The organism is Allobosea sp. FW305-C-101 (assembly GCF_058783685.1).
In genome coordinates this window covers 25,831-49,319 of sequence record NZ_JBYSYT010000013.1, presented here as the reverse complement: position 1 = coordinate 49,319, position 23,489 = coordinate 25,831, and the positions used below count along the sequence as shown (strand labels likewise).

Sequence of the window (23,489 nt, the reverse complement as noted above, 5' to 3'; positions counted from 1 at the left end):
AAGTTCATGGTGGCGCCTCCTAATGGGCAGCGGGACCGCGCCGCTCCAGGAAATCGGCAAAGCGGGCGAATGAGAAGGACAGGGCGAAGAAGATCGCGCCGATGAAGAGGAAGGTTTCGGCGGCCGGCGACGGCCAAGCCGGGTCGGCCAGAGCGGCCTTGCCCGAACTGATCAGATCGAAGAGCCCAACCACGAGCACGAGACTGGTGTTCTTGATCATCACGATGATGGTGTTGGCCAGCGCCGGGATCACCACCCTGATCGCCTGCGGCAAGATCACGAGATATTGCGTCCGCCAGAACGGCAAGCCGAGTGCCGCGGCCGCTTCATATTGCCCCTTCGAGATGGCCTGCAGCCCACCGCGGATGACTTCAGCGAGATAGGCCGCCGCGAAGACCGTCAGGGCGACGAGCGCACGTACGAACTTATCGGGCAACAGCGCCTCCGGCAGGAAGAGCGGCAGCATGATCGAGGCGACGAAGAGGATCGAGAGCAGCGGCAGGCCGCGCACAGACTCGATCGTGACCACCGCCCCGATCCTGACGGCCGGCATGGCGGAGCGGCGCGCCAGAGCCAACAGGATACCGACCGGAAAGGCGATCCCGATCGCAACGACGGTGAGAATCAACGTCACCGGCAGGCCACCCCAGGACGAGGTCGGGACCTCGTCGAGTCCGAGACCGCCGCCCATCAGCCAAACGATCAGCGCGAGCGCTGCAGCCCACAGCCAGACCAGCCGCGGTGTCCAGCTCGCGGGCCGAACTGACCAGCCGAGCAGCACCAGGATCAGCACGCAGACCAGAGCGGGCCGCCATCGCTCGTCGACCGGATAGATGCCGAACAGCAGCTGGCCTGATTTGGCGTAGATGAAACTCCAGCAGGCGCCTGACGCCGCACGGCAGGCAGCGGGATCCGGGTTGAACAGGACCGCATCAAACACAAGCCAGCGCAGCATCGGTGGCACCGCGATCGCGAGCATGACGCTGAAAACCAACGTCAGGATGGCATTCAGCGGCGAGCCAAACAGGAGCCAGGCGAGCCGGCGCAGAGGGGCCAGAAGCGGTGGGGACCAGGCTTGCGACGGCACGGGAGCCTCGGAAAGCGGAAGCGAAATCGTCTTCACGGGTTTCAGCGCTCCACGATCGCGATGCGGCGGTTGTACCAGTTGGCCGCGCTCGACAGGGTCAGGTTGAGGGCGAGATAGACACCCAGGATGATGAAGACACCTTCGATCGAATGGCTGGACTTGCTGATGATCGTGTTCATCACCGCAAGGAAATCCGGATAACCGACCGCGATCGCCAGTGTCGAATTCTTGACCACGTTGATGTACTGGCTGTTGAGCGGCGGCACGATCACCCGCAGCATTTGCGGGATCACAATCAGCCGCAGAATCTGGGTCCGGGACAGGCCGACCGACCGGCCGGCATCCCATTGGCCCCGCCCGACCGACAACACGCCGCCGCGCACGATCTCGGCGATGAAGCCGGTCGTATAGATCGTGAGGCCGATCAGGATTGTGCTGAGTTCCGGCGTCAACTCCAGCCCGCCCCGGAAATTCGAGCCCGCGAACTCCGGCCAGTCGGTCGAGAAGTTTACATCGGCCATCCAAAGGCCGAGCAAAAGCACGGCAACCGCGGCCCAGCTCAGGACGGAGCGAAATTTGCGCAGGGCACCTACGGTCCGAGCAGCGAGGACCACCAAGCCGGCTATGGCGATCAGCACTATGCCTGCGGTTGTTATGCTGATGTGAACGCTCGGGACCATGACGCCGCGCATCGAGGCGAAGACGCCCGGAACCGGATTGAGCGCCTCAGTGACCGGCGGGAGGACTTTCCACCAGAGCGAATAAAGGAAAATCAGCAGGACAATTGGTGGCGAATTGCGCGCGATCTCGACCCAGATGCGGCACATGCCCGAGGCGAGCGGATTGCTGCTTAGCCGGGTGACGCCGACGATCAGGCCCAGCACCGACGAGAACACGATGACGAGCGCCGAAATGAAGATGGTGTTCGCTAGGCCGACGACGATGGCCCAGTAATATGGATCACGCGACTTATACGAGAGGATCGCCTCTGAGATCACGATCCGGGACGGCATCGTCAGGAAATCGAACCCGATCGGAATGCCGCGCGTCTGCAGGTTCGTGAAGGTGGTAGTAACGAGCAGGATCGCTGCGCCGACGACAACCGCCACCAGCGCGCATTGAATGACGATCGATCTCGTCCTGGCATCGCGAAGCATGCCGTCTCCCCTTCTTTTTGAATGCCCCATGGAACAGGGGGAGCGTTCGTTCCGCTCCCCCGGACTTCGCCTAATCCCAGGGGTAAGGGTAGTTCAGCCCACCATCTTTCCAGAGTGCATTCAGGCCGCGGTCGACCTTAAGAGGGCTATTCTTCCCGAGATTGTTGTCCCAAATCTCGGCGTAATTCCCCATCTGCTTGACGACGTTGTAGACCCACTTGTCATCGAGCCCGAGCGGCTTGCCGAAGCCTGGCTCCTGACCAAGCACCCGCTTGATCTCGCTCGATCCCGATTTCAACTTCTCGTCGATGTTCTTCGCTGTAATGCCGTTCAACTCCGCCCAGAACAGGGCGTTCATCGTCCAGCGCACGATGTCAAAGAGCTGATCATCTCCGCGCGCTACGGCGACTCCATTCGGCTCGGCCGCGTGGCCGACCTTGATGATGTCGTAATCGTCCGGGTTTTTCGCGACCGAAGCCCGTTGCCCAGCCGCGGCCGTTCCGTCGGTGACATAGGAGTCACAGCGACCACCGAAGAAGGCATCGCGAGCCTGGATCGTCGAGTCGAAATAGACTTTCTTCATCGTGATGTTGAATTCTTCTTCGGTCTCCTCGATCGCCTTTTCGGTCAGGCTGCCGCCGCCCTGCAGGCAGACCGTCTTGCCCTCGAGCATCTTAGGCTCGGTGATTTTATCGGCCTTGCGGACCAGCAGTCCGTCCGTGTCATAGAGATTGATCCAGACGAAGCGAACCACCGTGTCGCGGCTGTAGGTGATGGTCGAGGTGCGGGACAGGACGTCGATCTCGCCGGTCTGCAGCGCCGGGAAACGCTGACCGGCGTTCAGCGGGACATAGCGGATCTTGTCCTTGTCGCCGAGAATGGCCGCCGCGAAGGTCCGGCAGATGTCGGAATCGAAGCCGCGATAGTAGCCGTTCTCGTCAGGCCGCGAGAGGCCGGGCACGCCCTGGCTTGCCCCGCAGCTCACATAGCCGCGCTGCTTGATCTTGTTCACGACGCTCTGTGCGCCGGCATCACTGATGCCCGCCGTCAAACTAGCGGCGGCAAGCGCCGTGCCGAGAAGCACTTTCAATCTTGTCATGGTTATCTCCATTCCCCTGTTTTGGTTCTTGGTGGTCATTCAGCTGCCTTGCAGCCTGCCATCGAAGAAGCTGCAGCAGGCTCGGCTAAGGCCTGCTCCAGATCAGTGATCAGGTCATCGAGCCCTTCCAGCCCGATCGACAATCGCCAGACCGGTCCGGATGGCAGCCAGTCCAAACTGGTCCGACCTTTTCGCGGATCATTGACAGCGATCAGCGAATGAACGCCGCCCCAGCTCGCGCCGAGCTTGAACAGGCGCATCCGCCGGAGGATTTCGGCCTGGAAGGGCGCAAGCTCCGGTCTGAGCACCACGGAGAACACGGCGGCCGCGCCGGAAAAGTCTCTTTTCCAGACCGCATGCCCGGGATGGTCCGGCATAGCCGGGTGCAAGATGCGAGCGACCTCCGAGCGTTGCGACAGCCAGCTCACGATCTTGGCCGCGCTTGCAGCGGCATGGCGCATGCGGACCGGCATGGTCATCAGACCGCGCTCGCACAGCGCGCAATCTTCAGGTGAAACGCCGTAGCCAAGGAAGCGCGCGGTATCCTTCAGGCGCCGGAACAGAACTTCGTCGCGCACGGCGAGCGAGCCCATGAGCAGGTCGCCATGACCACCGGCATGCTTCGACAGCGCCTGCATGCTGATGTCGACGCCGTGAGCCAGCGGCTTGAACAGCAGATGAGACGCCCAGGTGTTGTCGGCGGCGACCAACGCGCCAGTCTTGTGGGCCGCCACGACGATCGCCGGCACGTCCTGAATCTCGAATGTTCCGGACCCCGGCGATTCCACCCAGACCAGCCGCGTCCGTTCGTCGAGAAGGGCTGCAATCCCAGCATCGAGCCGTGGGTCGTAGGATTGCGCCACGATGCCGAGCGGCCCCAGGAAGCGAATTATCATATCCCGCGCCGGCCCATAGAGCGTCTCGGGCATCAGGATGCGGTCACCGCTCCGGCACACCGCCATTGTCGCCAGCGTCATCGCCGCCATGCCCGACGGCACCACGACCGCCCTCGCCGCCCCTTCAAGCTGGGCAATATGGTCCTCGAGAAGCCGGCTCGTCGGCGTCCCATAAAGCCCATAGCTGAAACCGTCATAGACGCGCTCGGCTCGCTTTTCGAACGCCTCGAGATCGTCGAAAACAATCGTCGAAGCGCGCTCAACCGGCATTGCCACTGCTTGGAACGGCTGGCGTGAACGCTCGGGTGGATGGATGTGCGAGGTGTCGTCGGATTTCGTCATGGCTTGACGCTAGCTCGCGCCGACATTGCCATCTATGGCCGGATCGATAGAGTCAATCCATTCTTGATATGGCTGGCCCATGAACCTGCGCGATATCGACGTATTCCATGCGATCATGACCAGCGGCGGCGCCGGATCGGCGGCTGCCTTGCTCAGCACGTCGCAGCCGGCCATCAGCCGTTCGCTTGCCAAGCTCGAAGCCGAACTCGGATTCAGCCTGTTCGATCGGATCCGCGGCCGCTTGGTCCCGACCCGCGAAGCCCTGCTCTTCCATGCCGAAGTGAAGGCGAACCTGGTCGGCCTCGATCGTCTCAAGCTGCGGGCTGCTCAGATCAAGGAGGTCGGCGCCGGGACCATTCGGGTCGCCAGCCTGTCGGCTCTCGGGCATGGCCTCGTCCCGCGAGCGATCACGACATTCTCGCGCAAGCATCCGCAGGTGCGGATCAGCTATCAGGTCCGCACGTCCAACGTCGTTCGCGATCTGGTGGCTTCAGGCAGCTTCGACATTGGACTGGCAGCCGACGAGATCGACACTGATGGTGTCCTGCACAGCGTGTTCACCACGCCTCGCGCCGTCTGCGTCATCCCCCAAGGACATCCTCTGGCAAGCCGGGACGTTATCACGCCGGCAGACCTGAACGATGAGGGCTTCCTAGCGCTCGCGCCGGAGGACACCGTGCGGCTTACGATGGACAAGATCTTTTCCGAATACGGTGTCCAGCCTCGCATTCTGGTGGAGACGCCCTATGGCGTTACGATCGCCATCCTGGCTTCTCAAGGTCTCGGCATAGGCCTCGTCAATCCGTTCATCATCGCCGACAAGATGATCCAGGGGATTGTCGTCCGCCCCTTCGAGCCGGCTGTGCACTTCCGCGCCTTGCTCTTGAAGCCGCCCGGCAGCGCGAACTCCCGCCTCGTCTCAGCCTTTGTCGCCGAGCTTTATGCCGTCCGAAACGCCTTCGCTCTCGGGGATGAAGCTCCGTGATAGGCTCTAAGATCAGACGATGTCGCGCGCGACGGTCCTGACGATGCTTGAGAGCTTCCGGGATCGACAGTGCCACCTCTTGGGCGCTCGCTATAGCCAGGAGATCGACGATGGGCGTCCCACCGATGTCGCTCTCTAACGGGTCATGCGTTGGGCTGCTGGGTTCCGAGCGGCCCGAGGAAGGGAGCAGGTGATGGCGTCGATACCCTCGCATGCTGCCGACTAGGTCGGTCGACCGCAGTTTCAACCAAACCACCTTGATCAACCGTCGTTCGAAACGCTCGATAGCGCCGAATACATGGAAGATGCTCGCCAGCGGCCGAGCCAGGGATGCGCAGCGCCCCTCAGCTCGCCAGCCGATCGCGACGAAGCGGGATTTGAGAGGCGTCGATCGCCACCGGAACGGTACGAACCTGACCCATGGCTCTGGTGACCTCGCTGAAGCGGGCTTTCGCATCCGACCAGTTCTGCATGAAATCGAACAGTTCCCGCAGCGCCGGCGATATTTCCCGATAGGCGGCAAGAGCGGCAACAAGCGCGCCGAGCGACAACTGCCCTCTGACGACGAGGTAACCGCCGATCGTGAAGAAAAAAAATGGCGTCAGATTGGACGTGTAATTGTACAGGCCCTTGATCCTGCCTTTCAGATCGCTGATCTCGACCCGGATCGTTTCCAGGCTCGCCGTCGTTCGCATCTGATGGCGCAGGATTGATAAGTCACGCCGAGCGGCTGTCGAATGTGAGCCATGGGAGGCGGAAGCTGAGCCGTCTGCTATCATGAGACCGCCTAGCTTGCGGGTCGAACGGACCCTGTCCCGCACCTTCGCGTTGAGCCGCTTCTGCAAGCCGGGCAAAAGCGTGAGCTGCAGGGGCAACATCAGCAGTGCCGCCAGAGCCAATGCCGGGTTTTGCATCAATAGGAATAGGATGCTGGTCAGCAGGGCCCCACCCTGAATGACGGGAACAACGGCAAGGCTCCCGCCGAAATACCCGATCGGTTCGACTTCCTGCACTACTACCGCAGAAAGATGCGCCCGCTGTTCCGAAGTCGCGCCCGCGCGCGCGCGGCGCAAGACGCCGAGCCGAAGCCTGCGAACCAGCCGTTCACTCACACGGCCACGGATGCGCATGGCCGCGTATTTGATCAGGCCGTTCAAGGTCAGAGTGCCGAGATAGCCTGCGCACAGCGCAAACAGAAGCGACATGCGGTCCAGCGACAGGCCAAACAGCACCATGTCGACGTGACCACTATCGCTCGCATCGGCGAGAGCATGATTGATAATATGCTTGGGTATCTCAAGCAGAAGCCACGCCGTCGGAAGCGTCATAATCGAAATGATCACGAGCTTCGCCTGCGGTCTTGCAGTCGCACGGATGACATAAGCCTCAAGCGACCACGCTCGATCACTGGCCGTCGGGCGCTCTGGAGCGCGCGAGGTCGCGGCCGCAAACCGGGCGCGCCGGCGGCGCCTCGCACTGTAGCGCCGGTACCCAAGCCGCAGGCCAATCCAGAGTGTCCACACCGGCGCAACGACAAACAGCAGCGCCGCCGCAATATTGATCAGCCAATGGCCGTGCGGATAATCGAGGCCCATGATCCGGTGACCGAGATCATGGATAAACTGGAACGTCGCGTTCACGTCTGCTGAACTCAATCTTCGGTAGCGACGCCGCCCATATCGGCGCCATCTGCCTTGCCTTCAGATAGGATTGCGGGCCTCAGCTCGGTGGAGCTCGAAGCGTGCGATAGAGATCGTTCACCCCATCGCTGAAGTCGGCATCGAGGTTGCGCGTGCAGTAGCTCCGCAGGAACTCGGCCTGCTTAAGCAAGGGATAGGCGTCCGGCGCGAGGTCAAGATCCTCGTCCTTTCCAGGTGGTGCCCGCAACAGCAGGCCGCTCATGTAACCTTGCGCCCAAGCAAAGAAATTCTTTTCGATTTCCGGTTTGCCGTTAGTTTCCCGCAAGAAATACTGGCAGCTTGAGGCGCCTATTCCGACGATCTTGACCGACTGGGCTTCCGCCTGTCCAACGAACAGCATCCCAGCAGCCACAGCACAAAGCGCCCGAAACGCGCCCATTTGTGATGATTTCAGGCAGTTCCCGATCATGCGATGGCCTTTCGCCGTATGCATTGAACTTGTCAGCTACGACATCATTCCGGGCCATCCCGGCTTTGAGGCGGATTTTCAGCGGAGCAGTGTCCTCTCATGCAGACGATTTTGATGCGCCGGCCGAAGCAGTTCGCTTCATAGACCTCACTCTGACCAATGGGATTGAGGCGCGTGACCTTGCCCGTAGGGCAAGACACTTTGATCAGCGCGCGCTGCAGATCACCGTCGGCCGCTCGCGCGTGAAGCGCCACCAGCGCAATAGGGATCCCCAGCAAGACCAATCGCATGGCCCGCCTTTCAGCTTGTCTCGTTCTCTGCATGGGTCGGGGGCGAGGCTTCTGACGGCTCGCGAGGATCCTTCCGTCAGACAATACATCTGCTGACGTAACCAGCGTCGCCGGAGTTCGGCGACAGACAGCCGGTTTGTCCGAAACAACGTTCTGTGCGGCAAGGCGAATTCACGCCTTGCCGCACATAGGGATTACTTGGACTTCTGCAGCTTGGTCACCGTGAGCTGGCCGTTGACGCGGTCGGCGTCGAATTTGATCTTGTCACCGGCCTTCAGGCCTTTCAGCATCCCGGCATCTCCGGCTTTGAACACCATGGTCATGCCATCCATGTCGAGATTCTTGATCGGGCCGTGATTGATCGTGAGCTTCCCTTGAGCATCATCGACCTTTGTGACGGTGCCGCTGACCGATTGGGCGACTGCGGGCAGCGCGACGATCAGGAAAGCGAGGGTGGCAGCGGTCTTCAGCATGGGATGATCCTTTCGCTGATATCACTCAGTTGACGATGATCTTGCCGGTCATGCCCGCTTCGCGGTGACCGGGGATCAGGCAGGAGAAATCGAATTCGCCAGGCTTGGTGAACGCCCAGACGATCTCGCCGGTCTTCTTCGGCGCCAGCCGCTTGGCGTTCGGATCGTCGTGCTCCATGTCGGGGTTCTTCTGCATCTCAATGGCGTGCTTGAGGTTCTCCTCAAGCGTGGCCAGAACGAGCTCATGATCCAGCTCGCCGTTGTTGCGAAGCTGAAAGCGGACCTGCTCGCCGCGGCGGATCTCGATCCGGTCGGGGATGAAGGTCATCTTGCCGTCCTTCTCGCTCATCACAACCTGGACGGGCCGGGCCGGCTTCTTGGGATCACCCGGCTTGCCATAGGCCGTCTCGGCGCCATGGCCATGACCTGCCGCACCGGGTCCCGCCAAGGCGGCGCCGGCCGACATCAGAAGGGCGATCGCGGCTAATTTGAACGTTGCTGTCTTCATGTATCTCTCCAGAGGTGGTTTAGGTTGTCGCCAAGTCAGTGATTGGAATGCGGGTTCTTCGCGGCCGGCAGCAACTTGCCGTCAGGTCCGAGGCTCGGCTTCCGCGGATCCTTGACGCGCCACTCGGTGGCCTCGACGCCGCTGTCCAACGACGTTCCTCGCGGCGCCTCCGCAAGCTTCTGGCCCTTATATTCGAAAGCGACCGTGCCTTCGGGATGCTTGAACCAACCGGGGTCCTTGTAATCGTTCGTCGCCAGCCCCTCGCGGACCTTCACGACCGAAAACATGCCGCCCATCTCGACAGGGCCGAACTGGGCGAAGCCGGTCATCATTGGCAAGGTGTTGTCGGGCAGCGGCATTTCCATGCCGCCCATCTCGCCCATACCGTTCGAGCCCATCGGCATGTAGCCCGGCGCGATCTTGGCGATGCGCTTAGCCAGGTCTTTCTTGTTCACGCCGATATAGGTCTTCACCGAATGCCCCATGGCATTCATGGTGTGATGCGACTTGTGGCAGTGGATCGCCCAGTCGCCCGGCTCGTCCGCGACGAAGTCGAAGGCGCGCATCTGCCCGACGGCGCAATCGATCGAGACCTCGTCCCAGGCCGCTGCGGGGTCGACCCAGCCGCCATCCGTGCAGGAGACCTTGAACTCGTAGCCGTGCATGTGGATCGGGTGGTTGGTCATGGTCAGGTTGCCGAAGCGGACCCTGACCTTGTCGTTCTTGCCGACGACGAGGGGGTCGATGCCGGGAAACACCCGGCTGTTCCAGCACCACAGATTAAAGTCGAGCATGGTGTTGACTTTCGGCACATACGAGCCGGCCTCGATGTCGAACGCGTTGAGCAGGAAGACGAAATCGCGATCGACGCGGCGGAATGCCGGGTCCTTCGGATGGACGACGAAGAAGCCCATCATGCCCATCGCCATCTGGACCATCTCATCCGAATGGGGATGGTACATGTAGGTGCCGGAGCGCCGCAGCTGGAACTCGTAGACGAAGGTTTTGCCTGGCGGGATATGCGGCTGCGTCAGCCCGCCGACGCCGTCCATACCGTTGGGCAGACGCTGGCCGTGCCAGTGGACGGCTGTGTTCTCCGGCAGCTTGTTTGTGACGTAGATGCGGACCTTGTCGCCCTCGACGGCTTCGATGGTCGGGCCCGGCGACTGGCCGTTATAGCCCCAGAGATTGGCCTTCATACCCGGCGCGAGCTCGCGCACCACGGGCTCGGCGACGAGATGGAACTCCTTCCAGTCGCCGTTCATTCGCCAGGGCAGCGACCAGCCGTTCAGGGTTGCGACCGGCTGGTAGTCCGGCCCCGTGGTCGGCACGAGCGGCGCCTGCGTCGTCGCCTCCTTCATGGTCGGGGCCTCGGGAACAGCGGCGAAGGCGGTGCGCCCCGAGACGGCGGTCGCCCCAGCCAGAACGAGTCCGGACGAACCGATGAAGCCTCTGCGAGATAGGGATGTCATGTCGGGAAACTCCTTCAGTGCCCGCCGCCGGCGTCGCCGCCGCTCGCCGCCGCGACGGTGGCCGGGCCGCCTCCCCCGCTGCCACCGCCGATCAGGGCATGCTTGAAGTCGGTATGGGCGATCCAGAAGTCGCGCCGAGCATTGATCGCAGCGACATTCGAGAGGATGCGGTTGCGGGCATCGGTGATGAGATCCGTCACGTCGGTGAGCATGCCGCTGTACTGCAGCAGCGACTGGTCCAGAATGATCTTGCGCAATGGCAGCACGTTGTTCTGGTATTGCCGGGTGATGTCGTAATTGGCGCGGTAGGTGGTGTAGGCCTCGCGAGCCTCGGAGCGGATATTGACCGCTTTCTCCGCCAGCTTGTTGGCGGCCTGCATATAGGTCTGCTCGGCCAGCGCGACCTTGGACTGGCCAAAATCATAGATCGGGATGTCGATCTCCAGCTCCAGCGTCCGGCTGCGGCTGGATTCGCGCTCGACATGACCATGGTCGTTGACGCTGCGGCTGCGGTCGTAGGTGCGGCGGCCGAGCAGGTCGATATCGTTGACGAAGCGGGTCGCCTGGCTGAGGCCTAGCGACTTGGCGAGCGTGTCGAGCTCGGCCCGTGCGATCCGCAGGTCGACGCGCTTGCGCAACGCTTCGGCCTCGATCGCCTTGACCGATTGCAGGCGCGGCAAGGGCGGCAGACTGCCGACCCGGAACTTCAGATCATCGCCCCAGAGCCCGAGCTGGCGGACGAGGCGCTCACGTTCCTGGCGCTGCAACTGGCGGGCCTGGGCAAGCTGCACGGACAACTCGGCTTCGAAGGCGAACTCGCGGGCTTGGTCGATCTTGTTGACACCGCCGCTCTCGCCGAGCCGCTTGAACAGTTCGGAAGCCGCATCAGCCGAAGCCTTGGCCTCCTGATAGAAGGCGACCTGAGCATTAGCTGCGGCCGAACGGTAATACTGGCGGCGTGTATCAGCCGCGAGCTTCAGCACCGCCTCGGCCGTGCGAAACTGTGCCGTCTGAAAACGCTCGCGTGCGATCTCCGCCCGAGCAGGCAATGTCACGAGCGCCAGCAGGCTGCCGACGATCTGCCGCTCGATCTCGACCTCGAAGCGGCCGGAAAGCTTGGAGATGCCAAGCCGCGGATTGGGCGGCAGGCTGGCTGCGACCATCTGAGCCTCAGCCATGCCGAGTTCGTTGAAGGCAGCCTGTAGGCCGCGATTGTTGAGCAGAGCGATTTGCACCGCGGTATCCGCCGTTAGTGGCTTGCGCAGCAGCTGGTCGACGCGCGCCTTCGCTGTCAGTGCCGTTTGGTCATCGGCGACCTTCACGACATCCTTGCCGATATCGGCGTAAGTGGCAGACTGGATCGTGCCCATGCCGCCATCGGCGGAGAAGCTCGCGCAGCCTCCCAGCAGAGCCGCCGCTCCGGCGAGCAGCCCAAACCGGAACAGACGACGGGCATTCGATATCGCTGGAGCGGTCAAGACTGTCCTTCCCCGGGTAAAATCGATCTCTGTAATGGATACGGACATGGCAGCCGACGTCATGACTTCGGACCGACTTCACGATTGAGTTCGCGCCAATCCTTCGGATCAACCGGACGGAAAGTGGCGGCGCCGGTGGTCACGCTGCGGTATTGGACAGCGGGGACGCGGACGTTCGGATCAGCCGGCCTGGCAAGATGGTCCGGAACGGATGTCAGCGAACAGGCGCTTAACGCCAGCCCTATACCTGCCAGGAACGGCACCTTCACGAACGTCACGATTCGGCTCCCCGTGTTTCGACAACATTGGGGTAGCAGCGCTCTGCCGCTGGCGTCCGTTACAAATTGTATCAAAGCAACGCGGGCGGCACCGCGATAAGCGCGCTATTGTGCAGTCGCCGCAAGGACAGAAGCGGCACGATACAGTCAGGCTTGTTCTGGGAAGCCGCGCGAAAGATGGATCAGGATCCAATCAAAACCATTGCCGAAGATCACGGTCATATCCTCGTGGTAGACGATGATCCGCAGATCAGGCTTCTGGTCTCACGTTTCCTCCAGCGCCAGGGCTATCAGGTCACCGGGGCGCCGGACGGGCGTGTCATGATGGATGTCGTAGCCCGCACCACCATCGATCTGATCGTGCTCGACCTGATGCTGCCGGGTCGATCGGGTGTCGAGCTCTGCCGCGACGTCCGCATGACGTCCCAGGTTCCGATCGTGATGCTAACCGCCCGCAGCGAGGAGACCGACCGGATTATCGGTCTCGAGGGCGGTGCTGATGATTATGTGACCAAGCCGTTCAGCCCGCGCGAATTGCTGGCGCGGATTCGAGCCGTCTTGCGCCGCACTCGCTCGCGCAACGCCGCTGAAACCCGGCGTTCCGAGATCGTCACGTTCGATGGCTGGTCGATGGATCTCCGTCGCAGAGAGCTGCAATCACCTTCGGGGACGCTGATCGATCTCTCAACCGGTGAGTTCGACCTTCTCGTCGCTTTTGTGGAACACGCCAACCGCGTGCTGTCGCGAGAGTCCTTGATGCAGTTCGCCAAGGCCCGAAGCAGCGGCGACCCGTTCGATCGCACCATCGACGTCCAAATCAGCCGGCTTCGGCGCAAGCTCGAAGCCGTCACCAATGGCAGCCAACTGATCAAAACCGTCCGTGGTTCCGGCTATGTATTCGCGTCGGATGTCCGCATTCGGGAAGGACAATCCGCTTGAGGAAATACATCGAGCGCCTTTGGCCTGATACGGTCGCTAGCCGCGCCATCATGATCCTGGTGGCCGCACTCCTGGCGTTTCATTTGCTCGGCTTCTGGGCTTATCGCGTCGGCTTCGAAAGCCTTGCCATGGCGGCACGCGACCGCGGCCTCGCCGAGCACATTGTTTCGGTCAAGCGAGCAATCGCGAGCACGCTTGATGCGCCGGAGCGCGATCGTGTGGCCCACGACTTGTCGAGCGCAAGCCTTGAGGTTCACTGGAGCAATGTCAGCCTGGTGCTCGGCAACGCGCCAGCGACGGAACGGGCCCAGATCATGGAAGCGCGCCTCAAGGAATTGGCGCCTGAACTCGCCGCGGAGTCGTTCCGGGTCGGCTTCGCGGATGACGGTGCGTTGGGAAGTGGAAATGCCGATGCCTACCGGCACATGATGCTGGTCTCGGTGCGCCTGACCGACGGCTCCTGGGTGAATTTCTCGTCCTCCGCCCTCGGGGCCACCCAGCACCTTGAGTGGAGCGTGATCGCTGTCACGATCTGCTTCGGCGTCGGCATCGTCGTCGTCGCCTTGCTTCTGCTACGCTGGGCGACGCGGCCGCTGCGGGACCTTGCCGTTGCAGCCGAGCGCTTCAGCCTTGACCAAACGCCGCAGCCGCTTCCTGAAAACGGACCCATCGAGGTGCGCCGTGCGGCGCGGGCCTTCAATACCATGCGCGAGCGCATACAGCGCCTCGTCACCGAGCGCATGCAGGCGATGGCAGCGGTATCACATGATCTACGCACGCCGATCACACGATTGCGGCTCCGTTCGGAACTCCTCGACGACGACGCGACCCGCGATCTGATCGACGCCGATCTCGGGGAGATGGAGGCGATGATCGACTCGACGCTGGAATATCTGCGTGGCGGCGTCTCCAGCGAAGTGATCCGGCCGATCGACCTCGCTTCGGTCATTGAGACAATCGTCGACGAGCATATCGATCAGGGGCATCGGGTCTCGTTGACGGGGCTCGCCTCCGCTCCGGTGTTGGGACGCGTCCTGTCCCTCAAACGCGCCTTCTCTAACATCATAAGCAATGCCATTAAATACGGCGAGACGGCCAGCGTTACGATTTCGGAGATCGATCAGCACCTCGTTATTACTGTCGAAGACGAAGGCCCAGGCATTCCACAAGCCGATATGGAGCGGGTGTTTCATCCTTTCGTCCGGCTTGAGGAATCCCGCGGACGCGAGACTGGCGGCACGGGCTTGGGCCTCACCATCGCAGCATCAGTGATCCAGACTCATGGAGGGAACATCAGTTTGGCCAACCGCGCGTCTGGCGGCTTATGCGTAACGATCACCTTGTCGAAAGCAGATCAACTCAAAGCCCGCCCGTCCAATTTCGCTTTTGGACAATCAACCGGTGGTGCTGATCCTGAAAGGCAGATCGCATAAGCAGCTGCAATAGAGCCGCTGCTCCGCATTTCGAATGCTGAGATTGAGATTCCGCTATAGTGGCGAATGCCAATAACTGCAACGGCGATGGAATACGCAAGAGTCAGGCGTCCGCATTCGAAGTCGCATCGGCAGCTAGCCTCTATCGTAACGTCCGGACGAATTTTTCCGCCATTCATGACTTGCCAGCGACACACCAAGACATGCGTTGGCTAGGCCCAGCAGCATCAGGGCCATGTAGGTCCAGCTCGTGCCTCCTTTCTCGATCAACAGGGCGCCTATCGTCGGCGCCAATGCCTGGGCGATGAGGCTTGGCCTCGCGAGTCTTCCAACGAGAGGCGCATAACGCTGAGGTCCGAACTGAGCGAGGGGCAGCGTGCCTTTCGCGATGGAGAAGACTCCGTTCCCTGCGCCGTAGAGGATCAGCGCCAAGGCAATCGGGGCCGTCCCGAACGCTAGCATCGCAAGCCCGAAAGCAATCAGCCCGAGGGCTGCGCTCATCGTCCACATCGGATGATGGCGACCTCCGCCTGCCATTTCGACGATGCGGCCACCAACCTGAGCTGGGCCGACTAGGGCCCCGAGTGCCACCGCTGCGGCCAAGCCGATCCCCTGCGCCTGGAGCAGCGTCAACAGGTGGACACCAACGATCGCAGTAATGGCCCCTCCAATGATCATGATCCCGGAAAGAACCCGGAAAGCGCCGCGCTCCGCTGGCAGCAACTCGACCGTCGGACCGCGGCCTCCGACCTTCGCCTTCGTAAGCTCCGGTGGAACCTTCGGAAGGATTATCAGGACGATCGGAAGGGAAACCAAGAGCTGGATGGCGGCGTAGGCGAAGCAGGTGCCTCGCCATCCCAGATGAGCGACGAGGTAGGCCGACAACGGCCAGCACACGGTACTGGCGAAACCGCCCCATAGGGTCAGCAACGTGATCGCCGACCGCGCGGTGCCGCCGTAAAGACGTCCGAGTGTTGAGAAGGCTGCATCGTACAGACCTGCGGCCATTCCCGTTCCGAGAACGATCCATCCAAGCACGAAGACGGGCAGGTTGGGGGCCATGCCCAGGATGAATTGCCCGGCGGCGAGGAGGATGGCCGCCGTCGCCAGAACCGGTCGCCCTCCGGTCTCTCCGATGGCTCGGCCCACATAGGGCGCGACGACCCCGGCTGCGAGCAATCCGATCGAAAGGGCGCCGACGATCCACGACAGCGGCCACCCGGTATCGGCGGCGATGGGAGCGGCAAGGACGGCCGGGAGATAATAGGAGGAACCCCAGGCGAGGATCTGCACCACGCCCAGGGCCGAGATGACGGTCAGGCGACCGCGATCGATCACGCTGCTCTGCCGCAGCAGGAGGACGTCGTCTGCGCGGGCTCGGGTGCCTTGGCGGGGCCGCAGCCGCATCCAGCTTTGCCGTCGGCCTTCGCTGCGGCGTCATCGGCACAACAGGCGTTCGCGTCGAGCGATGCGGGACCTCCGCAGCACCCTCCATCTCCCGCCGGCGCCGCTGTGCATACGCCCGTCTCCGGCAAGAGGAGCCTGACATTGTCGGCCTCCGCCAGATCGCCCGCGATCGCCGCCACGACCGACCGAACCTGCTCGAAGCCCGTCAGCATCAGGAAGGTGGGTGCACGCCCGTAGCTCTTGATTCCGACGGTGTAGAAGCCTGGCTCGGGGTGCGAGAGCTCGCGGTGCCCGTGCGGCGGAACGGATCCGCAGGAATGGAGATTCGGGTCGATCATGGGCCCAAGCGCCCGGGCACTTTCCAGCCAGGGATCGAACTCGACGCGCAGTTCACGGGTCAGCGATAGGTCAGGCCGTTGCCCCGTGCAGGCGACGACACGATCGGCCGGTCCAATGCTTCGGCCAACACCGCCGACCTCTCCATTTACGACGACGCCGTCGTCGTCCTTACGAAGACCCGTGATGGCGAAACCGGAGACCAGTTCGACACGACCTTCCTCGACGAGGCGGCGCAGACGCCGCCCGAGGTCTCCCCGTGCCGCAAGCTGATCGCTCGCGCCGCCGCCATAGACGCGGGAGAGATTCCGGCCGCGCGTGACCCAGATCGCCTTGGTCGCGCCGTCCTGCGCCGAGAGTTCATCGAGATCGAGCAGCACGTTCGCGGCCGAATGTCCGGCACCGACCACAATCGTCGTTCGGCCGACATAGTTGGCCCGGTCGCGGCCGAGGACGTCGGGAATGCCGTAGGCGATCCGATCGGCCAATGCTTCCTCGCCTTCCGTGGGCACGCCGCTGGCGCTTACCGGGTTCGGAGTCCTCCACGTTCCGGAAGCGTCAATCACGACGCGAGCCTGAACGCGGCTTGTTCGGCCGTTCCCGCCGACGATAGTGAGCTGCAACGGACGCTGCCCGCGATCCTTGCTAACGACCTTGTCGATGCCATGACGGCCGATCGCCGTGACACGGCTTCCGTATTCGATGATTGAGACCAGTTCGGGCGTCCCGGCCAGGGGCGCCAGGTATCTCTCAACGAGTTCGTTCCCGGTCGGATAGCTCGCGGCATCCGGCTCCGGCCAGCCAACGGCTTGCAGCAAGGTCCGGCTAGCTGGGTCGACATTGAATTCCCAGGGAGAGAACAGTCGCACATGGCCCCAGTCGCGGATATTGGCGCCAACGGTCTCACCGGCCTCCAAGACCTTCACCGAGATACCTCGAGTCACGAGGTTCGCTGCGGCCGCGAGTCCGATCGGCCCGGCCCCGATGACGACGACGGGAAGTTCCTTCATCTGTCTCTCCTCCATTCTGCTAGAAAGATGGAATTATATAGCAAATGAAAAGCCGCTCAGGCGGCCTTTCCGGAAGCCTCCGAACAGCTTTCCTCGATGCAACATTCATCGGCGAGGAAGCCGAGGAGCGCATCCATTGCGGGATAGACCGCGCGGCAGATCAGGGTGGTGGCCTGTCGCTCCTGCGTGACGAGACCGTTCCGGATCAGCCGCTGAAGGTGGTGGGACAGGGTCGAAGCCGGGATCCCCAAGCGTTCCTGCACCTGATTGACAGGAAGGCCGCCGTGACCCGCGCGGACCAGTGTACGATAGAGCTGGAGGCGTGTCGGGTTACCGAGCGCTTCGAGCTGCTTGGCTGCTTCTTCGACGTTCATGGAAATAAGTAGGCATGGACAGGATCGCGCCGTCAAGTACTATTTCCATCCACGTCGAATTATTCCGCAGCCTGAACTTTCCGCACACTGTCGCCGCGCTCGTACCAGCCCTTCGAGCGGTTCACGATCCAGACCACAGTCAGCATGACCGGCACCTCGATCAAAACGCCGACGACGGTCGCGAGGGCTGCGCCAGAGTTGAAGCCGAACAGGCTGATCGCGGCCGCCACAGCGAGTTCGAAGAAGTTCGAGGCGCCGATCAGCGCGGACGGACCCGCGACGCAATGCTGTTCGCCGGCGATCCGGTTCAGGAGATAGGCCAACCCGGCATTCAGATAAACCTGAATCAGGATCGGCACTGCCAGAAGCGCGATCACCATCGGCTGGGCGATGATCTGCTCGCCTTGGAAGCCGAAAAGCAGCACGAGTGTGGTTAGCAGGGCGACCAGGGAAACCGGCCCCAGGCGACCCAACAGCCTATCGAGCCCGGCCTGGCCGCCAACCGCCAGCATGCGGCTGCGGAGGATCTGGGCGACGATCACGGGAATGACGATGTAAAGAACGACCGAAAGGACCAGCGTGCCCCAAGGCACGGTGATCGCCGACAGGCCGAGCAGCAGCCCGACAATCGGCGCGAAGGCGACCACCATGATGGCGTCGTTAAGCGCGACCTGGCTCAGGGTGAAGTGCGGCTCGCCCTTCGTCAGGTTCGACCAGACGAAGACCATCGCCGTGCAGGGCGCCGCTGCCAGGATGATGAGCCCGGCGATGTAGCTGTTGATCTGGTCGGCGGGGAGCCATGGGCGGAACAGCCAGGCGATAAAAAACCAGCCGAGCGCCGCCATCGAGAACGGCTTCACCGCCCAGTTGATGAAGAGAGTGACGCCGATCCCGCGCCAGTGCCTGCCAACCTGTCCGAGCGCCGCAAAGTCGATCCGCAGCAGCATCGGGATGACCATCAGCCAGATCAGCACGGCAACCGGAAGATTGACCTTGGCGATCTCGGCCGAGCCGATGGCCTGGAACACGCCCGGCATGACATGGCCAAGCGCGATGCCGACGACGATGCACAGCGCGACCCACACTGTGAGGTAGCGTTCGAAGTTGGACATGATGACCTCAGTCGAGAGCGGCGGGGCGACCGGAGGCATCGACGACGAACTCGCCATCCTCCTTGCGAAACTCGCCGCGCTGCGGCGGTAGCAGAGGCAGCACGGCCTCAGATGGTCGACACAGCTTCACGCCCTTGGGCGACACCACCAGCGGGCGGTTGATCAGGATGGGATGGGCCTCGTTGACAACGTCCATCAAGCCACGTCCGGTCGGCGACCGCTCGCCCCTTCGAGGCCGCCGATCCGTCGGAGCTGCTGTGCCAGCGCCATCTCGTCGAGGCTCGCGACGGGCAGCGACAGGAGAACGCCGATCCGGTTCCTGAGATAGCGGAGTGCCGTCACGAAAGCCCGCTCGCGCTCGATCTCGCTACCCTGGATGTTGGATGGGTCCTCGATGCCCCAATGCGCCGTGATCGGCTGGCCGGGCCAATGCGGGCAGGCCTCGCCAGCGGCCTGGTCGCAGACGGTGATCACGAAATCCATCACGGGTGCGCCGGATTGCGCGAAGACATCCCAGGTCTTCGAAGACAGCCCTTCGGTCGGGATGCCTTCGGCTTCGAGCACCTTGAGCGCCATCGGTTTCGGCCCAGAGCCGCCTTCGCTGCCAGCGGAGAAAGCTCGGAAGCGCCCTTCTCCCAGATGGTTCAGCAGCGCCTCCGCCATGATCGAGCGGGCGGAATTGTGGGTGCAGAGGAACAGCACGTTGTGGACGCGATCAGGCATCGGTCGTGACCTTCGGTGGGCAGCAGGGAGTGAGGTCGGCCATAAGCGGCGCGCAGATCTCCGGGCGCCCGCCGCAACAATCCTTGAGGAGAAACGCGATAGCCGATCGAAGAGCATCGAGATCGGCTCGATAGACTATCGAGCGGCTGAAGCGCTCCGAGCGGACGAGCCCCGCCCGGCTGAGGATGCTCAGGTGGGACGACATCGTGTTGTGGGGAACTTCGAGGCGGCGAGCGACCTCACCGGCAGGCAGCCCTTCCGGCTCCACAGCCACCAACAACCGGAAGACGTCGAGTCGAGTGCTCTGCGCCAGCGCGGCAAGGGCGAGGATAACTTGCTCATTTTCCATATGTCGAGACTTATCGACATATTTCATTCTCAGCAAGTGAATTGTCAGCTTCCAATCAAGCTATCGAGGCAAGCTTTGGAAAGGGATGCCTCAAATTCGGGAACTGAAGCGCAGGGGTTCCCGCCTCATTCGAAGTGCCGGTGCAATCGACAGAAAAGCGGCACGTTGCTTCAACCGTCGCAGCCATTGCCGCAGCAAGACGCCAATTGTCCGTCGGCCCGCGCCACCTGAATCGGCGGGCACGGCACGTCCCCGTAGGAGCAAAATACGCAGCAGTCACCCGTCTTTGGTCTAAGCAGGTTCCCGCAGCCCTTGCATTCGTAGAAGAACTGGCAGGCGTCAGTCGGCATGCGCTCGGAGGCCTGGTGCGCGCAGTTGGGGCAGGTGATGACTGAAATGAGTTGCGTCATGAGGATCGCATCAGCCTGAGCAAGGGAAGTTCAATAGAATTCCAACTGATCGCCACCACGACGACCAGGGTAGCGAGGAGAAGAAGTGCGAGGGCCGCCCAATTCCGTGGACGCGTCGCGCAAGCCGTTCCAGCATCGCAAGTCGCGCGGCGGCCCCGCCACCACATGAACCAGGCGACTGCCACCCATGCGCCGCTCGCCACGAGAAGCGGCATTCGCCAGGTGGCTAACGCCTCCAATGAGCCGAAGACCCCTGCCCCGGCGCCCATTGCGGCGAACGTCAGTGGCACGACACAACAGGACGAAGCCGCAATCGCTCCCAGGCCCGCAGCGATTCCGATGGCGCCGAGCACGCCGGCGTTCGCCCATACCGGTGCTGCAGGATCCATGACAGGCGCCGCAATCTCCGATTTGCCGAATGCCATAGCGTTCCTCACACGATGGCGATATCGTGCACCCTGTAGCCACTACAGGCTCAAGCGGAAAATGCGACCGGTGATGCGAAGCCTGACGATTGGCAAACTGGCGGAGCTGGCAGGCGTCCATCTGGAGACGATCCGCTATTACGAGCGCATTGGCCTGATGCCTGAGCCAGGGCGTACTCCCGGCGGATATCGGAGCTATGGCGACGGGCACGTACAGCGTTTGTCGTTCATTCGTCGCGCGCGCGAACTCGGTTTTGGCATCGAAAAGATCAAGACGCTTTTTGCGCTAGCGGAGCCGGGGCAGGTATCCTGCGCCGAAGTCCGCGCCTTGACGGTGGCCCATCTGAATGATGTCAGAGCCAAAATCTCGGACCTCCGGCGGCTCGAAAAAATTCTCTCCCAAACGGCCGATCAATGTTCCGGGGCGAAAACGCCGATCTGTCCCGTCCTCGATATGCTTCAGGATGGTTAGCCATAGCGGCGCAAAGCCCCTCGTCACCACCGACAAGGACATGCCAGCCAAGTCGCTGAAACGACCCGGCTGGCATGCATCCATTCAGATCATCCGCTTGATCTCGGCATAACCGCCGTTGGTTTTCAGCGTGATCGTCACGTCCATGGAGCCGCGGTTGCGCCAGAACCAACCGTGGCCTCCATCGCCCTCGGCGGTCAGAACGCCTTCGTCGCTGGCGACGCCGCGGCCCTGCTTGTAGCTCTTCTCCTTGCCGCCGCCCGCTGGGGTGCCGTGCATGTCGTAGTTCACGACACCACCCTCGGCCGTCCACGAGAAGTTCACCCTGGCGCCTGCCTTCATCGTCAGCTTGTACTCGACGCCTTCGCTGGGTTTCAGGGTGATGACAGTCTCGTCCTTGCGTCCGGCAACCTGAGCGACAACCATCCGTTCGCTCGCATGGGCAGGCGAGACGAACAGGGCGGCCAGCGCACTGCCAAACAGGCTGGAACGCTGATCCGGGGCGGGACGGGTGGTTTGCTCGATGGAGCCCGTCGAATCCTTCTGGCGATCGCGCTGGGCTTCTTCGGCGAGCTGGGTCTTGATCTCGCCCATCTCGGTCAGCTTGAGCATGCGGCCCACCCCGGTCGGGTCGATGGCATACTCGGACGGAAGCACGATGGTGACGAGGATGCCAGCCGCGGCGACGAAAGCGATGGCGGTGGACCGCAGGAGCTGAGCCGAAGTCGGCAGTTCCGCGCGGGTCGGAATATCGGTGTTGTACATGGGAGCGAACCTCAAGCTTGCGAGATGAAATAGCCGGTGAGCTGGTAGCCGATCAGCACGAACCCGGCGGTGAGCATGACGGTGTTGGCGGCGTAGGCATGGCGCCAAAAGCTGTTCGTGCGGCGCCAGAAGCCCATTGCAATTAGGATCATTGCCAGGGCGGTGAGCTGCCCGATCTCGACGCCGACATTGAAGGCGAGGAGGTTCGGGACGAGGCCGTCCGGGGAGATGTTGTATTCGAGGATCTTGGTCGACAGGCCAAAGCCGTGGAACAGGCCGAAGATTAGCGTCGCGGCCTTGGTGTTCGGCTGGAAGCCCAGCCATCTCTGGAAGGCGCCCATATTGTCGAGTGCCTTGTAAACGACCGAAAGGCCGATGATCGCGTCGATGATGTAGCTGTTGATCCCGACGTTGAAATAGACCCCGAGCAGCATGGTCGTCGAATGACCGATGGCGAACAGGCTGACATAGATCGCGATGTGCTTCAGCCGGTAAAGGAAGAAGATCACCCCGAACAGAAACAGGATATGGTCGTACCCCGTCACCATGTGCTTTGCGCCGAGGTAGACGAAGGGGATGATGTTCACCCCCGTGATCTCCTGGATGTAGCCCTTGTCGCCTTCAGCGACAGCGTGGGCGAGTGCTGCGTTCAGGCCGATCAGCCCGAACATCGCAGCAAGCAGGACTATGAGCAGAGCGCGCAGCTTGCGACGCCCCGCTAGTGAGGATCGTTTCATGTGATTTCCGAGATTTGTCGTGAGGGAACGCCGCCTTCGGCGGCGCGCTTTCAAGCGACAGTGGATCTCGGAGGCCGATCGAGCCCTTGGCGAACGCCTAGTTTGCCGTCTTGCGGCTCGTGCCTGGCCACGATTTCGACGGAGCGCGGCATTCCGAGGCGAGGCTGGGTGACGAGGTTCGCTGTCTCGTGAACATGGTCAGAGGTGTTGTGACCGTGGACATGTCCCGGGACGCGCTCGTCCGGCTCGCCCTCATCATGTGAATGCCCGTGCGCCACGATCGTTGCGGCCAGCTCTGCATGACGCTGAGCTTCGGCCTGAGCCATTGCATAGACGTTGTGGCCCGCCTGGACGTGGACCGCGGACAGCAACATCGCGAACACCGCCAGGAAGGCGGCCGCGAGGCTCGATCTGATTCTGATGCTGCGACGCGGCATACGAATAGCTAGGGACACCATTCTTAACGAAAGTTTGACGTGATGGGCTGGAGGCGCCGAATCGCGCTTTGACTCATCCTATCCAGGGGGATACCATCAGCCATGTCCGATAGCCATCTTCACGAGAGCCATCCCGAGATAGCCAAACGCCTGAAGCGCGCCGAGGGCCATCTGCGCAAGGTCATCGAAATGATCGAAGCCGGCCGGCCGTGCTTGGAGCTCGCCCAGCAACTCCAGGCGGTCGAAAAGGCGATCGGACAGGCCAAGAAGAACCTGATCCAAGACCATCTCGATCACTGCCTTGAAGACGTCGTCGGTCCTCTTGCGCGCGAACAGCGGCGCTCAATCGACGAGTTCAAGGAGATCGCCAAATACCTATGAGAGCG

25 protein-coding genes and 1 pseudogene are annotated in these 23,489 nt (G+C 62.2%); 5 read left to right on the top strand and 21 right to left on the bottom strand.

The genetic code is table 11. The features are described 5' to 3' along the window. Nucleotides 1-19: 19 nt before the first annotated feature. The 4 genes from AC3WMA_RS26225 to AC3WMA_RS26210 all read right to left on the bottom strand — a co-directional run bounded on the left by AC3WMA_RS26225 (nucleotide 20) and on the right by AC3WMA_RS26210 (nucleotide 4,581). A complete protein-coding gene (locus tag AC3WMA_RS26225; RefSeq protein ID WP_492288193.1) occupies nucleotides 20-1,123 on the bottom strand; it encodes an amino acid ABC transporter permease in 1,104 nt (367 codons plus the stop codon). A 5-nt stretch (nucleotides 1,124-1,128) separates the two neighbouring features. Beyond that, entirely contained in the window at nucleotides 1,129-2,244 is a 1,116-nt protein-coding gene (locus AC3WMA_RS26220; protein WP_492288192.1) for an amino acid ABC transporter permease, read from the bottom strand. Between the two features lie 70 nt (nucleotides 2,245-2,314). Next, nucleotides 2,315-3,382 carry a transporter substrate-binding domain-containing protein gene (locus tag AC3WMA_RS26215; protein ID WP_492288191.1) on the bottom strand — a complete coding sequence of 356 codons (1,068 nt, stop codon included), beginning with the start codon at nucleotides 3,380-3,382 and terminating at the stop codon, nucleotides 2,315-2,317. Further along, nucleotides 3,379-4,581, bottom strand: coding sequence for a trans-sulfuration enzyme family protein (locus AC3WMA_RS26210; protein WP_492288190.1), 1,203 nt, complete (start codon nucleotides 4,579-4,581; stop codon nucleotides 3,379-3,381). The genes AC3WMA_RS26215 and AC3WMA_RS26210 overlap by 4 nt, the downstream gene beginning before the upstream one ends. A gap of 79 nt (nucleotides 4,582-4,660) precedes the next feature. Between AC3WMA_RS26210 and AC3WMA_RS26205 the strand changes: the two genes are divergently transcribed. Then, nucleotides 4,661-5,566 carry a LysR substrate-binding domain-containing protein gene (locus AC3WMA_RS26205; RefSeq protein ID WP_492288189.1) on the top strand — a complete coding sequence of 302 codons (906 nt, stop codon included), beginning with the start codon at nucleotides 4,661-4,663 and terminating at the stop codon, nucleotides 5,564-5,566. Nucleotides 5,567-5,910: 344 nt separating this feature from the next. Here the strand turns inward: AC3WMA_RS26205 and AC3WMA_RS26200 are convergent, their stop codons facing one another. The 7 genes from AC3WMA_RS26200 to AC3WMA_RS26170 all read right to left on the bottom strand — a co-directional run bounded on the left by AC3WMA_RS26200 (nucleotide 5,911) and on the right by AC3WMA_RS26170 (nucleotide 12,174). After that, nucleotides 5,911-7,206 (bottom strand): multidrug ABC transporter ATPase, encoded by a 1,296-nt coding sequence (locus AC3WMA_RS26200; RefSeq protein WP_492288188.1) that lies wholly within the window; start codon nucleotides 7,204-7,206, stop codon nucleotides 5,911-5,913. A 79-nt stretch (nucleotides 7,207-7,285) separates the two neighbouring features. Then, the gene (locus tag AC3WMA_RS26195) at nucleotides 7,286-7,699 is read right to left on the bottom strand and encodes a hypothetical protein (RefSeq protein ID WP_492288187.1); all 414 of its coding nucleotides are present in this window, start codon (nucleotides 7,697-7,699) and stop codon (nucleotides 7,286-7,288) included. A 460-nt stretch (nucleotides 7,700-8,159) separates the two neighbouring features. Continuing rightward, complete coding sequence (locus tag AC3WMA_RS26190) at nucleotides 8,160-8,438, bottom strand: copper-binding protein (protein WP_492288186.1); 279 nt, start codon at nucleotides 8,436-8,438, stop codon at nucleotides 8,160-8,162. Nucleotides 8,439-8,463: 25 nt separating this feature from the next. Continuing rightward, the gene (locus tag AC3WMA_RS26185) at nucleotides 8,464-8,946 is read right to left on the bottom strand and encodes a cupredoxin domain-containing protein (protein WP_492288185.1); all 483 of its coding nucleotides are present in this window, start codon (nucleotides 8,944-8,946) and stop codon (nucleotides 8,464-8,466) included. 35 nt (nucleotides 8,947-8,981) lie between these two features. Further along, complete coding sequence (locus AC3WMA_RS26180; RefSeq protein ID WP_492288184.1) at nucleotides 8,982-10,418, bottom strand: multicopper oxidase family protein; 1,437 nt, start codon at nucleotides 10,416-10,418, stop codon at nucleotides 8,982-8,984. A gap of 14 nt (nucleotides 10,419-10,432) precedes the next feature. Beyond that, a complete protein-coding gene (locus tag AC3WMA_RS26175; RefSeq protein WP_492288183.1) occupies nucleotides 10,433-11,896 on the bottom strand; it encodes a TolC family protein in 1,464 nt (487 codons plus the stop codon). Between the two features lie 59 nt (nucleotides 11,897-11,955). Continuing rightward, a complete protein-coding gene (locus tag AC3WMA_RS26170) occupies nucleotides 11,956-12,174 on the bottom strand; it encodes a hypothetical protein (RefSeq protein WP_492288182.1) in 219 nt (72 codons plus the stop codon). 177 nt (nucleotides 12,175-12,351) lie between these two features. Between AC3WMA_RS26170 and AC3WMA_RS26165 the strand changes: the two genes are divergently transcribed. After that, entirely contained in the window at nucleotides 12,352-13,113 is a 762-nt protein-coding gene (locus AC3WMA_RS26165; RefSeq protein WP_492288181.1) for a response regulator, read from the top strand. Further along, nucleotides 13,110-14,546 carry an ATP-binding protein gene (locus AC3WMA_RS26160; RefSeq protein ID WP_492288180.1) on the top strand — a complete coding sequence of 479 codons (1,437 nt, stop codon included), beginning with the start codon at nucleotides 13,110-13,112 and terminating at the stop codon, nucleotides 14,544-14,546. Before AC3WMA_RS26165 ends, AC3WMA_RS26160 begins: the two co-directional genes overlap by 4 nt. 135 nt (nucleotides 14,547-14,681) lie before the next feature. Here the strand turns inward: AC3WMA_RS26160 and AC3WMA_RS26155 are convergent, their stop codons facing one another. The 8 genes and pseudogenes from AC3WMA_RS26155 to AC3WMA_RS26120 all read right to left on the bottom strand — a co-directional run bounded on the left by AC3WMA_RS26155 (nucleotide 14,682) and on the right by AC3WMA_RS26120 (nucleotide 20,267). Next, entirely contained in the window at nucleotides 14,682-15,884 is a 1,203-nt protein-coding gene (locus AC3WMA_RS26155) for an MFS transporter (protein WP_492288179.1), read from the bottom strand. Then, a complete protein-coding gene (locus tag AC3WMA_RS26150) occupies nucleotides 15,881-17,299 on the bottom strand; it encodes an FAD-dependent oxidoreductase (protein WP_492288178.1) in 1,419 nt (472 codons plus the stop codon). Before AC3WMA_RS26150 ends, AC3WMA_RS26155 begins: the two co-directional genes overlap by 4 nt. A gap of 56 nt (nucleotides 17,300-17,355) precedes the next feature. Further along, nucleotides 17,356-17,673 carry an ArsR/SmtB family transcription factor gene (locus AC3WMA_RS26145; protein ID WP_492288177.1) on the bottom strand — a complete coding sequence of 106 codons (318 nt, stop codon included), beginning with the start codon at nucleotides 17,671-17,673 and terminating at the stop codon, nucleotides 17,356-17,358. 59 nt (nucleotides 17,674-17,732) lie between these two features. Then, a complete protein-coding gene (gene arsB / locus AC3WMA_RS26140) occupies nucleotides 17,733-18,785 on the bottom strand; it encodes an ACR3 family arsenite efflux transporter (protein ID WP_492288176.1) in 1,053 nt (350 codons plus the stop codon). A 7-nt stretch (nucleotides 18,786-18,792) separates the two neighbouring features. Next, nucleotides 18,793-18,966, bottom strand: a pseudogene (locus AC3WMA_RS26135) (ArsC/Spx/MgsR family protein); the annotation flags it as partial. Nucleotides 18,967-18,980: 14 nt separating this feature from the next. Next, the gene (locus tag AC3WMA_RS26130) at nucleotides 18,981-19,508 is read right to left on the bottom strand and encodes an arsenate reductase ArsC (protein ID WP_492288175.1); all 528 of its coding nucleotides are present in this window, start codon (nucleotides 19,506-19,508) and stop codon (nucleotides 18,981-18,983) included. Continuing rightward, on the bottom strand, nucleotides 19,501-19,857 hold the full coding sequence (locus AC3WMA_RS26125; protein ID WP_492288224.1) for an ArsR/SmtB family transcription factor: 357 nt from the start codon (nucleotides 19,855-19,857) through the stop codon (nucleotides 19,501-19,503). Before AC3WMA_RS26125 ends, AC3WMA_RS26130 begins: the two co-directional genes overlap by 8 nt. A gap of 170 nt (nucleotides 19,858-20,027) precedes the next feature. Further along, the gene (locus AC3WMA_RS26120) at nucleotides 20,028-20,267 is read right to left on the bottom strand and encodes a GDCCVxC domain-containing (seleno)protein (protein WP_492288174.1); all 240 of its coding nucleotides are present in this window, start codon (nucleotides 20,265-20,267) and stop codon (nucleotides 20,028-20,030) included. A gap of 165 nt (nucleotides 20,268-20,432) precedes the next feature. On the opposite strand from AC3WMA_RS26120, the gene AC3WMA_RS26115 reads away from it, so the two are divergent. Beyond that, nucleotides 20,433-21,164, top strand: a complete 732-nt coding sequence (locus AC3WMA_RS26115) for a MerR family transcriptional regulator (RefSeq protein ID WP_492288173.1) — start codon at nucleotides 20,433-20,435, stop codon at nucleotides 21,162-21,164. Nucleotides 21,165-21,248: 84 nt separating this feature from the next. Here the strand turns inward: AC3WMA_RS26115 and AC3WMA_RS26110 are convergent, their stop codons facing one another. Together AC3WMA_RS26110 and AC3WMA_RS26105 are read right to left on the bottom strand one after the other, a co-directional pair. Further along, nucleotides 21,249-21,929 carry a transmembrane anchor protein gene (locus AC3WMA_RS26110; RefSeq protein ID WP_492288172.1) on the bottom strand — a complete coding sequence of 227 codons (681 nt, stop codon included), beginning with the start codon at nucleotides 21,927-21,929 and terminating at the stop codon, nucleotides 21,249-21,251. Between the two features lie 11 nt (nucleotides 21,930-21,940). Continuing rightward, nucleotides 21,941-22,666: a HupE/UreJ family protein gene (locus AC3WMA_RS26105; RefSeq protein WP_492288223.1), complete on the bottom strand. Its 726-nt coding sequence runs from the start codon at nucleotides 22,664-22,666 to the stop codon at nucleotides 21,941-21,943. 539 nt (nucleotides 22,667-23,205) lie between these two features. Between AC3WMA_RS26105 and AC3WMA_RS26100 the strand changes: the two genes are divergently transcribed. Next, a complete protein-coding gene (locus AC3WMA_RS26100; RefSeq protein ID WP_492288071.1) occupies nucleotides 23,206-23,484 on the top strand; it encodes a metal-sensing transcriptional repressor in 279 nt (92 codons plus the stop codon). Nucleotides 23,485-23,489: the final 5 nt, after the last annotated feature.